The sequence below is a fragment of the Terrimonas ferruginea DSM 30193 genome (assembly GCF_000425585.1).
GTDB lineage: Bacteria > Bacteroidota > Bacteroidia > Chitinophagales > Chitinophagaceae > Terrimonas > Terrimonas ferruginea.
Window position 1 is genome coordinate 191950 of sequence record NZ_KE384400.1, and the last position, 14798, is coordinate 206747.

Annotated in this window: 9 protein-coding genes; 2 read left to right on the plus strand and 7 right to left on the minus strand. The window is 48.6% G+C overall.

The features are described 5' to 3' along the window. Positions 1-8 precede the first annotated feature (8 nt). From H608_RS0117320 to H608_RS0117345, 6 genes are all read right to left on the minus strand, one after another. Positions 9-2879: a TonB-dependent receptor gene (locus H608_RS0117320; protein ID WP_051268415.1), complete on the minus strand. Its 2871-nt coding sequence runs from the start codon at positions 2877-2879 to the stop codon at positions 9-11. A gap of 285 nt (positions 2880-3164) precedes the next feature. Then, entirely contained in the window at positions 3165-4373 is a 1209-nt protein-coding gene (gene lysA, locus H608_RS0117325) for a diaminopimelate decarboxylase (protein ID WP_028788795.1), read from the minus strand. A 74-nt stretch (positions 4374-4447) separates the two neighbouring features. Beyond that, positions 4448-5164 carry an SMC-Scp complex subunit ScpB gene (gene scpB, locus H608_RS22780; RefSeq protein ID WP_038008912.1) on the minus strand — a complete coding sequence of 239 codons (717 nt, stop codon included), beginning with the start codon at positions 5162-5164 and terminating at the stop codon, positions 4448-4450. 156 nt (positions 5165-5320) lie between these two features. Further along, a complete protein-coding gene (gene atpG, locus H608_RS0117335) occupies positions 5321-6205 on the minus strand; it encodes an ATP synthase F1 subunit gamma (protein WP_028788796.1) in 885 nt (294 codons plus the stop codon). A gap of 121 nt (positions 6206-6326) precedes the next feature. Next, positions 6327-6923 (minus strand): DUF6992 family protein, encoded by a 597-nt coding sequence (locus H608_RS22785; protein ID WP_071836975.1) that lies wholly within the window; start codon positions 6921-6923, stop codon positions 6327-6329. Positions 6924-7081: 158 nt separating this feature from the next. Beyond that, complete coding sequence (locus H608_RS0117345) at positions 7082-7774, minus strand: hypothetical protein (RefSeq protein ID WP_155990229.1); 693 nt, start codon at positions 7772-7774, stop codon at positions 7082-7084. A gap of 199 nt (positions 7775-7973) precedes the next feature. Between H608_RS0117345 and secA the strand changes: the two genes are divergently transcribed. Then, positions 7974-11297 (plus strand): preprotein translocase subunit SecA, encoded by a 3324-nt coding sequence (gene secA, locus H608_RS0117355; RefSeq protein ID WP_028788799.1) that lies wholly within the window; start codon positions 7974-7976, stop codon positions 11295-11297. A 286-nt stretch (positions 11298-11583) separates the two neighbouring features. Then, on the plus strand, positions 11584-13185 hold the full coding sequence (locus H608_RS0117360; RefSeq protein ID WP_162142891.1) for a T9SS type A sorting domain-containing protein: 1602 nt from the start codon (positions 11584-11586) through the stop codon (positions 13183-13185). A 294-nt stretch (positions 13186-13479) separates the two neighbouring features. On the opposite strand, the gene H608_RS0117365 is transcribed toward H608_RS0117360, so the two are convergent. Next, positions 13480-14787, minus strand: coding sequence for an amidohydrolase family protein (locus H608_RS0117365; protein WP_028788801.1), 1308 nt, complete (start codon positions 14785-14787; stop codon positions 13480-13482). Between the last annotated feature and the right edge of the window lie 11 nt (positions 14788-14798).

Sequence of the window (14798 nt, forward strand, 5' to 3'; positions counted from 1 at the left end):
AGATAATATTAACGGCTTAAGTCAAATTTAAGACCGAGGTTATAACGCGGACCGTAGTATTCCAATTGCGCCGTGCGGTCTTTGGCTCCCTGGTAGTAACGCAGCGGCTGATTCGTCAGGTTGTTAGCCTCGGCGAACAAACGCAGTTTGCCCGTGATGGCATAAGATGCGTTTGCATCCAGGAAAAATTGTTTATCGTAGTAACGATCGTTGAAAGCATCCGCGTTGTAACCGGCGTCATCACTGTCATCCACATAGGCAGAAGTGAAATTGCCGGAAACACGTACCACTACTTTTTTATTTTCATAAGAAAGCGAAGCATTGAAAATGTGCGGAGCAGCGCCAGGGAGTTTTACATCGCTGCGAATCTTTTCCCCGTCAACATAAATTCCTTCGGTGGTTGAATGGGTGTAGGTATAGTTCAGGTAAATACCGAATCCTTTCCACAAACCCGGCAGGAAGTCGAACTGCCTTTGCAACGCAATTTCAGCACCCCATACCTGCGCACCGGTTCCGTTGCGGCGTTGTGCAAAGTCCCAGTTTTCACCCACTGCGATCGGGTTGCTCACGCCGGGAAAATCAGCCGCAAATTTTGACTGTGTATACTGATTGTCGATATACGAATAGAAGAATTTGTCGATGCTTTTGTAGAACACACCGGCAGAGATCAGCCCCACAGAGCGGAAATACTGCTCCGCCATCAGATCAAAGTTGGTTGCTCTTACCGGCTCCAATGAAGGATTACCGGCAGACAGTTCCAGGTCATTCGGATTGATGTTGAAATAAGGAACCAGGTCGTAGTACTTGGGACGAGCCAGTGAGTTGGTCCATGCACCTTTCAGGATAAGGTTGTTGTTGACGCGGTACTTGAGGTTGATGGAAGGCAATACATCGGTGTAATTGTTTTTCAGTGTAGCGGTGCCTTTCAGGTCTTCTTCGTCTTCAACGATGTTACCGGTGTAATTGATCGACGTGTGTTCAACCCGTACACCCAGGTTCACAGAAAACTTCGCTGTAATGTCATGTTTCAATCCAACATATCCTGCAGTGATGGTTTCTTTTGCGCGGTAGTTACCGGCGAGGTATTCGGCGGGCTCGTCTGTTTCATCAAACAGTGAACGATCGCGGAAATTGAGACCACCGAGGAAACGCGGGTCAACAAATTCGCCGGCCACATATTTGTTGCCGGGATAGAAATTGTAGCTGGACCGGTCTACCAGCGGCAGCAGGGAAATGTTGGCAAACTGAGCGGCATTGGCGCCCAGGGCTTCATAGGAATAAAATGTATTGTTGCGCTCTTTGGTCTTCGTACGCAGACGGCCACCGAAATACAACTGACCAGAGCGGTTGGTGATCAAAGAAACAGGCAGTTCGAATTTCAATTTGGCATTCAGGTCTTGCTCAAACTGGTCCTGGAACTGGTTGGTTAATTCATTCAGACGGGTATAGTTCTGCATTGCGGTGAGGTCCGTGAGTACGGGTGTTTCCGGATCACTGATGTTTTGTGACACGGTAATGCTGCGGCGACCGAGGGAAATATAACGTTCTTCCGGACGTTTTTCCGAAGCCTTCGCATATTGCACACTCCACTTTGCGGCCAGTTTGCCCCAGAGGTGTTCGCCACGGATAGCGGCCGTACGTACGCGCTGGTCTTCGAGGCGGCGGCCATCGTTGCGGCCGCTGTTGATACCTCCTTTGGTCTGACGCAATACTTCGCCATTGCGGTAGCCTGTGATATCACCATCGGAATTATAGATGAGGTCGGCGGGATTGGGATTTTCCGCATCGCCTCTGTAACGGTGACGGAGACGGAAACGATTTTCCTTGTCGTCACGCCAATTGTAAGTACCGGTAAGATAGATGGTATTGAGCGCGTTGATACGATAATCCACTGTTGCAGAAAGGTTGCGGCGGATACGTGTTACATCGTATACACGAACATCATGATCGCTCACGAAAAGTTTGCCATTGGCATCTTTGCTCCATACGGCTTCCACGTTATCGGAACCGTATACATTTTTATTGATCGTACCGTTCACTACAAATCCAAGTTGCTGGTTGCGTGTGCGGCTGCCAATGAGCAGGCCGGCCGTGCCGATAAAACCATTGCGGATGCTGTTGTAGCCGCCGGCGATGGTTCCTGCGATACGCAGGCCGTTGGGTGTAGCGCGGGTGATGAGGTTGACAGAACCACCGATCGCGTCGGCGTCCATATCGGCTGTGAGTGTTTTGCTTACTTCGATGGTTTGCACCATGTCGGCAGGAATGAGGTCCATCTGCACGCGGCGGTTATCGCCTTCAGCAGAAGGAACACGCTCACCGTTCAGCGTTACGGCGTTGAATTCAGGTCCCATACCACGCACGATGATATTACGTGCTTCACCCTGGTCGTTTTGCATGGTGATACCGGGAACACGTTTAACGGCATCGCCGATATTGGCATCGGGGAAACGGCCGATCTGATCGGCGCTTACGATGTTGGTGATATTGTCGCTGTTCTTTTGCTGGTTGAGTGCGCGGGCCTGTCCCCTGAGACGGTCGCCCATTACGATTACTTCCTTATCGGTGGTAACGCCGGGGCTCAATTTTTCAACGAGCTCCATGGTCGTACCGGAGAGTTTTACGTTTTTTTCCAGGGTAGCAAAACCGATATAAGAAATAGTGAGGTGATAATCGCCTGCGGGTAAAGCTGCGAAAGTAACTTCTCCGTTGCTGTTGGTATAACCACCGTTATTGCCGGGAGAAAGTGTAATAGACGCGCCTGGTAAAGCGAGATTTTGTTCGTCGCTAACGCGAATGCGAACCGAAGTTTTTTGAGCCTTTGCATTGAACGCAAACAGGCATGCCAGTACAGGCAGAAGCCGGAGGATATTTCTCATACCGCTTGTTGGTTGATTTGCGGCGAAAGTAGCTGGCTTGTGTAATGGTAATGTTAGCGGAGTGTGATGGATTTGTTAAGGAGGGAGTGAAGCAGCCGTATTAAGTATTAAGTAATAAGTAGTAAGTAATAAGTAGTAAGTTTTGGTGAAAGGCGTAAGGAGTGAGGCCATTCACGATTGACGATTCACCATTGACGATTCACTCCCGAGGCTTCGGGATGACGATTCACTATTGACCATTCACTATTGACCATTGACGAACGCCTCAGGGAGCGCTCAATTTACCTATGGTGCTAGCGGCACCTGCCCCCGTAACAAATCTTCAAAATTGCTTCGCTCGCGTATCAGTTTAACTTCATCCCCGTTCACCATTACTTCAGCCGGTTTGTAACGTGAATTGAAGCTGGAAGACATTTCAAAGCCGTATGCACCGGCGTTGAGGAATACCAGCAGGTCTCCTTCTCTTACCTCGGGAAGTTCCCGGTCCCAGGCAAAAGTGTCTGTCTCGCAGATATTGCCGACCACGGCGTAATTTTTCGCCGGTCCCTGCGGGTTGGAGATATTGATGATACGGTGGAATGAATCATAGAACATGGGACGGATCAGGTGATTGAATCCGCTGTTGACGCTTACGAATATAGCGGCGGCCGTTTCTTTTATCACGTTAACGGATGTAATAAAGTAACCGCATTCGCTTACAATAAATTTACCCGGCTCGAACCAGATCTGCAGCGCTTGCGCAACAGGATGCGCACCGAAAGCTTCTTTCACTTTTTGCGCCAGCAAAGGAATATCGGTTGCACCATCACCTTCTTTGTAAGGCACTTTGAACCCGCCGCCCAAATCGATCGAACGCAGTTCGGGAAAATGATGTAGGATATCGAACAACACACCGATGCCTTTTACAAACACTTCCACGTCTTTAATCTCACTGCCGGTGTGTATGTGCAGGTTGGTGATGTGTAAATTATGTTCGCGGATAAGGGCCAGCAATTCTTCGAGCTGCTCTACCGGTATACCGAATTTACTTTTATCATGCCCCGTTGATATTTTCAGATTTCCGCCGGCCATGATATTCGGACGAAGCCGCAGGCCAACCGGATAATTATGCCCGAACCGCTTTCCGAATTTTGCCAGGTTCGAAAGGCTGTCGATATTGATATTGACGCCGAGCGAAACGGCCTCTTCTATTTCGTCGAAACTGATACCGTTACTGGTATACAAAACACGCTGCGCAGGAAACCCTGCATGCAGTGCGAGTTTCACTTCATTGATGGAGCTGCAGTCTACATTAGCGCCAAGGTCGCGCACAAAGCGCAGGATGTGAATGTTCGTAAGCGCCTTACAGGCATAGAAGAAAACAACGTTGCTTCCATTGAATGCTGTGGTTAGTTGCTTGTATTGTTCACGGATTTTATCGGCGTGATAAACATACAAGGGCGTACCAAATTGTGCAGCGAGTTGTGTCAGTTGTTCCGGAGCTAATTGAGCCATAGCTGGCGAAGATAAAAAAAGCGCGGCTCTGTTTCATCAGCGCCGCGCAGGAAAAACTATTTATGAACAAACGTTTAGTTGTCGTCTTCGTTTTCTTTCGCAATCAGTTCGCCGTTTTCTGTAACGGAGAGCAGCGTATCATCTTCGGTTTCTGCATCGGGGTTGGCGGTATGTTCTTCTTCTCCGTCGAAATGTTCAGCATCTGCCTGCATATCTTTCATGATGGTGGGCTCTACCATTTGTTCGGCGAGGACTTCTTTGATTTTTGGCAGATCATCTGCGGTATTGATACCGAAATAATCCATGAAAGTTTTAGAAGTAGCGTATACCAATGGATGACCGGGCATTGATTCGTTGCGGCCGGTGATGATGATGAGTTCTTTTTCGAGGAGTTTCTGCACGGCATAATCCGAGCTTACACCACGGATCGCTTCGATCTCGCCTTTGGTCACCGGTTGTTTGTAGGCGATGATGGCCAGGGTTTCGAGTGCCGCGGCAGAAAGACGTTTCAGGAATTTATCACCGTTGAGCTGCGCAATGGTTTTGTGATAGTCCTTTTTGGTAAGGAACTGCCAGCCGCCACCACTCTGGCGTAATTCAAACGGATAAAATTCTGATTTGTATTTTTCGGTTACACCATCGATGCCTGCTTCGATCTGGTCGAGGGTCAGTTTATCTTCCATGAAGCCGAAAGCATTGTTGAGCAATTCGGTCAGTTCAAGCGAAGTCAGGGGTTTGTCACTCGCGAAGATCAGCGCTTCAATATGGGGTATCAGGTTTGTTATTTCCATGTCACCTATCGTGTTTTCAAAATCCAACCGGTTGCCCGGTATATTCACTATATCGAACGGCCAAAATAGGCATTATGGTGTAATGCATCAAAGAAGGTTACTGACATTTTGCAACCTGTGCTGTGGATTAAAATAACGAAGCAGTCTCGTCCCGGATTAACCTTGCAGGGCAGCGGCGCCGCTCACAATCTCGGTCAGTTCCGTGGTGATCGCAGCCTGTCTTGCTCTGTTATAGGAGATCTTCAGGTTGCGGAGCATTTCGTTGGCGTTTTCGCTCGCTTTGTCCATCGCTGTCATACGGGCACCATGCTCGGAAGCATTGGAGTCCAGTACGGCTTTGTATAATTGTGTGTTGAGGATCTTCGGCATCAGTTCGGCTACCAGTTCCGCTTCGGATGGATCGAAAATGAAGTTGGCTTTTTTATTATCGCCTTCTTTTTTCTCCACGCGGGGAATAGGCAGGAAGCGTTCTGTGACAAAACGCTGTGTAGCGGCATTCTTGAATTGGCTGTACACAATTTCCACTACATCATATTCTTTCTCTTCAAAAGCTTTCATAGCCGCTTGTGCAGCTTTTTGTACACCTTCGAAAGTGAGGTTGAGGAAAATATCTTTATAAGTGGCATCTGCACGGTAACCGTTCTTCAGGAAGTGTTCGTAACCTTTTTTACCGATGTTCCAGATGGTCACATTGCCTTTGCGGTATTGCTCTGTATACTTTTCGTTGATCAGGGCTTTGGTCATTTTGATCACGTTGGTATTGAAAGCCCCTGCCAGGCCGCGGTCGCTGGTGATGGCGATCAGCAGTACTTTTTCAACAGGACGTTCGGAAGCGAGTTTCATTTCCACATCACCTTCGCTGTTGCTCACGATATTGCTGAGCATATCCTGCAATTTGTTGGCGTAGGGACGCATCTGTATGATGGCATCCTGGGCACGGCGCAATTTGGCCGCACTCACCATTTTCATTGCCTTAGTGATCTGTTGTGTGCTTTGAACGGACTTTATTCTGTTGCGTACTTCTTTTAATTGACCAGCCATGGTAATCAGTAATTTTTAGAAGGACTTATCGGCCCTTTCGTTTCGGCGGCAAAAGTACGGGTTAGGAGGCATATTTTATATATCCGGCCGTAATTTACTTACCCATGATGTGGATAACAGGTCAGAAATTCCAGGTGAGCCCGGCATGCCCTGCTCCGGCGGTGAGCTCTACCCCGCTGAGCTTCTTATCCAGCCAGCGGCCGTGTTTGGATTGTATGTGATACATAATGCCGTCAAACAGCAGCAGTGCGCCCCCCTGGAGGATCAGGCTGTTGCCATATCCGCGGAACTGGTCGCGTTTTTTGCCGGTATGGCGGTTGGCCCGCTCGTGGAGGTATAAGCCGCCGAGCATATAAACGCCGTCGAATCCCGCGTTGAAAAGAAAGGTTTTTTCAATGCCGTTCTGGGTGCGTACAGAGCCGGCAAATGTCATCTTTTTTCCCTCATTTTTCCTTGATTCCCAATAACTTAATTGCCCCAGCGTCAGGTTTACCACGTTGAAATAGGCATTCATTTTATGAAAATATTTTGCTTCACCGCTGGTGGTACTGCCCAACACCAGTCCGCCGGCAATATTGGCTGCAGCCCAACTGCTGAGCACCAGCATGCCGTGCTGCAGCTTTTTCTCCCGTTTCAGGTTGAATGAGTCGAGGGAGTTTTTTTGTGCAAAAGCCCACGTGGAAAGGAGGCAGAGGCTGAGGATAAGTAGTTTACGCATATGTGTCAGTTGTGAATGGTGAATCGTCATCCTGAAGTGTCGGGAGTGAATAGGTCAATAAGTGAATAAACAGCCTCGCTGTTTACTTATTACTTACCCCTTATTACCTTAAACCTTACACCTTAAGCCTTATACCTTAAGCCTTCCTCCTTCCTTTCTCACCTTAGCAAAAATTCCCGCTTCAGCCGGTAATTAAGGTACAATGCACCGCCTTCCGGCGTGGTGTCCTTTAAGTTACGTTTTATATCCGTGCTCAGATCTAAATAAACCGGGCCTTTTTTTAATACTGTCAGTTCCTCCGCCGGCACCACAATTCTGCCCTGCTTCACCTTTTCGATGCGCTCGATGCCATTTCCCCGGAAAGAGGTATCCGTCATCATCAGATGCAGCCGCTCCCCCTCTTCCAATCCACCTATTTCCAGCACCAGATCTTTCCCCGCAGACATACTGTCAGGAAGCAATCCCAGCTGAAAAGGGGTATAGGTAAATTGTTCCGTGTATTTTTTTCCCGCCGGACCGGTAAAAACAATTTCATGTTTCCCCGCAAAGGAATCAGTGGCGATGTCGGCTTCGTAATAGGCTCCGTTGAAGCGGGAACTGTCAACGTTCAGCATTTTCCCGTCCAGCGTTACCCGGCTGGGATCTTCGAGTACCAGCGTGGTGCCGCCGGATCCGGCAAAACGATACTGTAAACGGACCGTGGTGCGCCCTGTGGCTTCGTCTCCCGAAATCCGGTAATCAAAATAAATCGTCTCCGGATTTACATCTTTTGCTTTCCCGATCTCTTCGTTGTTACAGGCCGCCATCCCCACAATCGCAGATACAACCATTAATACTATCAGCTTTTTCATATTTACCATTTTTTAACGCAACCCAGGCGTGTTTATCAACACTGTTCTTATAGTCAACTACCGTACTAAGTCGTATCTTTGCTCCCTTGTGGATAATCCACTGGCTGTCAAATTGGCTCATGGGAAGCCATAGCACCCTTTTTGACAACACAAATATTCACAAATAACGTTATTTAGCAATACCCAATAACACTTAATCATGTTTGGTTTTATCTCGAAATTACTGGGGGGGAGCAAGTCCGAAAAAGACGTAAAAAAAATACAGCCGATGGTGGGCAAAACCAACGAGTATTTTGCTTCTTACCAATCTCTTTCCAACGATCAGCTTCGCAACAAAACACAGGAATTCCGCACCCGCATCAAGGAGCATCTGACTTCCATCGACCAGGAAATTGCTGCCCGCAACGAAGAGGCTGCCGGACTTCCGTTCAACGATCTGACAGGCAAAGACAATATCTACCAGGCGGTAGACAAACTGAAAAAAGACCGGGATAAAAAAATTGAAGAAATATTGGAGCAAATCCTGCCCGAAGCTTTCGCCGTTGTAAAGGAAGCTTCCCGCCGCTTCAAAGAAAATACCCAGCTGGCTTCCACTGCCACGCCACTCGACCGCGAGCTGAGCGTGAAAAAACCTTATATCCGCATTGAAGGTGATCAATCCTTTTTTGCCAATACCTGGACTGCAGCAGGTGGCGAAGTGACCTGGAACATGGTTCACTACGACGTGCAGCTGATCGGTGGTGCCGTACTGCACTCCGGCAAGATCTCCGAGATGGCAACCGGTGAAGGTAAAACGCTCGTGTCCACTTTACCCGCCTACCTCAATGCACTGGCCGGTGAAGGGGTGCACATTGTAACCGTGAACGATTACCTGGCCCGCCGTGACCAGGAATGGAACGGCCCGCTTTTCGAATGGCTCGGCCTCCGGGTAGATTGTATCGACAAACACCAGCCCAACAGCGAAGAACGCCGCCAGGCCTACCTCGCCGATATCACCTACGGTACCAACAACGAATTCGGTTTCGACTACCTGCGGGATAACATGGTGCATTCCGCCAATGAAATGGTGCAACGCAAACATCATTTTGCCATGGTGGATGAGGTTGACTCCGTACTGATCGACGATGCCCGTACACCACTCATCATTTCCGGCCCCGTTGCCAAAGGCGATGACCAGCAATACCATATTCACAAACCACGCGTACAGCAACTCTTCCAGGAACAGGAACGCATCGTTCGTGCCTCACTCAACGAAGCAAAAAAACTGTTCGAGAAAGGCGAAGACGATCCCAAAACAGGTGGTCTCCATCTTTACCGCGCTTACCGAGGCCTGCCGAAATACGGCCCGCTGATCAAATTCCTCAGCGAACCCGGTATCAAAGTAAAAATGCAGAAGGCCGAGAACTTCTACCTGCAGGATCAGCAACGCAACATGCACGTGGTAGATTCAGAACTTCTTTTCCATATCGACGAAAAACAAAATTCCGTAGACCTCACCGAAAAAGGACTCAACACCATCACACGCTCCGGTGAAGACCCCGAATTTTTCGTGCTTCCCGACATCGCGGTGAAACTGGCCGAAGTGGAAAAGGGCGCTGACAGTCCCGACGAAAAATTACAGCAGAAAGAAGCCCTGCTCAACGAATATTCACAGAAAGCCGACCGTATCCATACCGTACAACAATTACTGAAGTCCTACGCCTTATTTGAAAAAGACGTAGAGTACGTGGTAATGGACGGCCAGATCAAGATCGTAGACGAACAAACCGGCCGTATTCTCGATGGACGTCGTTATTCCGACGGTCTGCACCAGGCACTGGAAGCAAAAGAAAACGTGAAGATCGAAGCAGCTACACAGACCTATGCAACCATCACGCTGCAGAACTACTTCCGTATGTACCACAAACTTGCCGGTATGACCGGTACCGCAGAAACAGAAGCGGCAGAGTTGTGGAGCATTTACAAACTGGATGTGGTAACCATTCCTACCAACAGAGCATTGATCCGCCAGGACAAGCAGGATCTTGTTTATAAAACAAAACGCGAAAAGTATAAAGCGGTGATCGATGAAGTGGAAGCGCTGCGCAATGCCGGTCGCCCGGTGCTGGTAGGTACCACTTCGGTTGAGATCAGTGAATTGCTAAGCCGTATGCTGCAGCAAAAGAAGATTCCGCACAACGTACTGAACGCAAAACAGCACGCACGTGAGGCGCAGATAGTAGTGGAAGCCGGTCTGGCCGGAGCCGTTACCATCGCCACCAACATGGCCGGTCGTGGTACCGACATCAAACTCGGCCCGAATGTGAAAGAAGCGGGTGGTCTGGCCATCATCGGTACAGAACGTCACGAAAGCCGCCGTGTAGACCGCCAGTTGCGTGGTCGTGCCGGCCGCCAGGGTGACCCCGGCAGCTCTCAGTTTTACGTTTCACTGGAAGATGACCTGATGCGTATGTTCGGCAGCGAACGTATCGCCAGCATGATGGACCGCCTGGGTTACAAAGAAGGTGATGTGATCCAGCACAGCATGATCAGCAACAGCATCCAGCGTGCACAGAAGAAAGTAGAAGAAAACAACTTCGGTATCCGTAAGCGCCTGCTCGAATATGATGACGTGATGAACAAACAGCGGAACGCCATTTATGGCAAACGCCAGCACGCCTTGTTCGGTGACCGTCTTTCACTCGATATCGACAACGCCTTTGCCGTAGTAGCCGAAGGACTGGTAACCAGCTTCCGCGAACAGGCCGACTATGAAGGCTTCAAACTGGCCGTAATCGTACACTTTGGCATTGAAACAGCCATTACGGAGGAGCAATTCCTGAAAACCAGCCAGGATGAGCTGATCTCACAATTATATAACGAGTCTGCAGGACGCTATAACGACCACAAACAGACATTGAAGCAGCAGGCGGTGCCGGTGTTCAAAAACATCCGTCAGACACAGGGGGCACATATTGAAAATGTAGTGGTTCCCTTCAGCGACGGCCGCAAGCAACTGAACGTGGTGGCGTCACTCGATAAAACCCTGGAAACCGAAGGAGAGGAACTCAGCGCGTCATTGGAAAAAACCATCAGCCTGGTGGTGATCGACGATGCCTGGAAAGAGCACCTCCGCGCCATGGACGACCTCAAGCAGAGCGTACAAACCGCTTACCTGGAACAGAAAGATCCCCTGGTAATATATAAGGTAGAAGCATTCCGCCAGTTTAAGAACATGGACGCTGAAGTAAACAAGGACATCGTTTCCTTCCTCTCCCACTCCAACATCCCGGTACAGGAGCAGAATGCACCGGTCCGCGAAGCCCGCATAGAAAAGACCGATTACAGCAAAATGCGCGCAAACAAAGACGAGATCGACGCCGCTGGCCAGGATTATGCCGCCAATGAACGTGATATCCTGGACAACAACGGACCGGCCGTAAAACAGGAACCCGTGAAAGTAGCACCCAAGATCGGACGCAATGAACTTTGCCCCTGCGGAAGTGGTAAAAAATACAAACACTGCCACGGAAAAGACGAATAACAGCCCTTTTTTAGGTTGATAAATATCATGAAATCAGGCCCGTAGAAAAAAAATCTGCGGGCCTTTCTTATGCTATATTATTGGTTTTCACCTAGTTTTCAGAAAAGTGATTTTACGGACTGAGACGAAGCGTAGTTTTACTATTTGGAAATAGTAAATCCTGCAATACATTTGCCTCATCTTACGATTTACGGCTGCGAAAAACGCAGGAAATACTTCGGAAAAGATGCGGAAAATCCGACGCAAAAACAGGATAAAAACGATCTCAACCCTAACTGAAAACGATATGAAACAAATTTCTACCCTTTTTACTTTAGTTGCTTTAAGTGTTTCCTCTTTCTTTGCCCAAAAGGCATCTGCACAAACTGTTTACGTCAACAATGGTAGTTCTACTAACTACAATCTGCTCCCCGGCGACAGCCTTTGCATCAAATCCGGAACTTACACAGGTAATATTACGAGCTGGAATGCCGGCGCAAAAATCTCTGTTGAGCAGGGTGCTACTTTCAGACCCAACAGCCTCCAGAACTACGTTTTCAAACTGATCGTACGTGGTAATGCCACACTGCCTAACTTCAGCACCCTGAACGGCTTCAGCCTGGAGAACTACGGCAATATTACCGTTACCGGTTCTGCCCAGATGGCGCAAAGCGCTCAGACCTTCAATAACTACTTCGGTGCTACCATCACCTTCAATGGCGACTTCGCCATGAACATCAGCGGTGGTCACTTCATCAACCAGGGTGATATGGTTGTTAACGGTAACTTCAGCATCAACTCTGCCGCTACCTTCGCCAACCGCCGCAGCATTGTGGTAAATGGTAATATCAATGTAAACGGTGGTACCCTGACCAACCTCGGCCGCTTTTATGCTACCGGCAAAATGACTTTCGCTTCCAGCAGCGTATTTCAGAACAACTGCCGCGCTATTGCCGATAATGGAATTGAAATCTCTAACTCATCTGCAACTGTTTATAATAACGGTCTGCTGTGGTCAACCGTAAGCAAGAACAACTCTTACTTTACCAACAGCGGTACATTCATCTCTACTGCAAATGCTTATGTGAAAGCAGCTAACCTGACCAACTGGGGTACGATCCGCGGTGCTGGTTACTTCTACTTCACTGGCACTACCATCGGTGGTGGTAACATTGGTACGGCAGGTAATACATCAGATACCATCCGTGTATACGACGTAACCCGCTCCAACCCCAACACCATTTTCGATTCTCATAATTCAAATGTTTATCCTAATGTTAAATACCAGGTATTTAACGCTCCTGATACCCTGAATGCATCAATCGGTGCTTGTGCTCCTGAAACTGCTACATTGCCCCTTGCTGTTAAGTGGAACTACTTCCTCGTTAACCTGAGCAACAATGTACCGGTGCTGGAATGGTCTGCACAACTGGACAACTCTACCAACTTTGAAGTTCAGCGCAGCTATGACGGCAACAATTTCTCTACTATCGCAGTGGTACTGTCTTCTGAGGAAATGCAGAAATACCAGTATGCCGATCAGCAGGTAAACACACAGGTTAAAGTTGTCTACTATCGCATCCGCGCAGTAGAACCCAGCGGCTACGTGAAGTTCTCTGATGTTCGCAGTGTGCGTTTCGCCAATACTACCAACACCACCGTACAGGTTACTCCTAACCCTTTTACAAGCCAGTTTAGTATCGGTTACACTGCAGCAGCCCGTGAAAATGTACAGATTCGTGTCATTAACCTGTCTGGTCAGGTAATGGTTACACGTTCAGCCACCATGAACGCAGGTTTCAACAGCCTGACCATTACTGAAGCTTCTTCATTGACAAAAGGCATGTATCTGGTACAGATCGTGAGTGAAAATCGCGTAGTCGCTTCTGAGAAACTTCTGAAACAATAATAAACGAATTCAGCTTTGGACGGTTGAGAACAAAACGCCCCCGGTTTATCCGGGGGCGTTTTAATGTGTAAATATGCAAATGTGCCGCCTTCGGCGGGGCATGTGGAAATGGTTTTAGCTGCGCTCCTCCTTCTCCGGAGCTCGATTGGTATCAACGAGCATTCACTAATCATTGTCGTTAACTAAAACGCTATATACTACCCCGGTTATTACAAACTTTGGTCACTTATTCTTTCATTTACACACTTTCACATTTACACATTTAAAAAGCTCCGTTTCCGGAGCTTTTTAAAATCACTTTATCCCATACTTCTTCTTATACCTTTCATACAACTGTGTCTGCTTGTTTTCCAGGCTTACTTTACGGCCCTGGATAAACACATCCGTTACAAGACTGGTGCGCATATCCAGCAGATCACCCGCGCTGATCACAATGTTGGCGTCTTTCCCTACTTCAAGAGTGCCCGTACGATCTGCAATGCCTAATATTTTGGCCGGGTTCAATGTCACCGACTGCAGCGCTTCTTCTTTCGTAAGACCATAAGCCGCTGCCGTTCCGGCATTGAAAGGAAGATTACGGTAGCGCGATTCACCATGATCATCGTTGATCGCAAATAAAACACCCGCTTTCTGGAGGATCGCCGGCGTTTTATAAGGCTGATCTACGTCGTCGTCTTCCAGCGTAGGCAGGTTGTGCATGGGCGACAGGATCACGGCAATGTTGTTTTCGCGCAGCAGATCGGCGATCTGGTAGCTTTCACTACCGCCAACGATTACCACATCCACGCCAAATTCTTTCGCGAAATCAATAGCCACCAGCATTTCCTTTACAATGCCCGCGTGCACAAACAGCTTTTGTTTTTTCTCAAACAACGGACGCAGCGATTCAAACCGCAGGTTTGTTTCGGCATGCGTTTTTTCCGCCAGGTAAGCTTTCGCTTCGCGGAAAAATTGTTTTACGGCTTCTACACGGGCCAGTGCCTCTTTAATCGGATCATTTTGCCCCTGCATTCCACCGCCACCGAAACGTCCTCTGCGCTGCAACAAGGAAGGAAAATTGAGGTGAAGCGCACCATCCAGTTGGTAAGCGGCGTCTTCCCAGTTCCAGGCATCGAGTTGTACCACGCTCGAAGTGCCCGTCAGCAATCCACCCTGCGGACTTACTGAAGCCAGCAGAATTCCGTTTGCTTTTAAGGTATTGATGATACGCGAATCCGTGTTATAAGCCACAATCGAGCGCACGCTCGTGTTCCAGTCGCCCAATTCGCGGAAGTCGTTGGAACCGCGCACACCACTGCTGATTTCTTTTAAACCAAGATCCGTGTCCGGCAGGATCATACCGGGATAAACCTGTTTACCCGCAGCATTGTACACGCGTACATCGTCCACCGGAATGGGAATATTGGTCCCTACCTGCTCTATTTTTCCATTGTTGATTTTGATCGTGCCGTTGTTGATCACCTGTCCGTTGCCTACGTGAATAGTGGCGTTGGTGATAAAACTGAGTCCTTTGTATTCCGGAGCGGGATATACATCGTCCTGTGCCGACGCTACTCCACCGGCCAGCAGCAAGGCGATGATCGCTGTTATATTTTTTTTCATCCTTGTTTTTT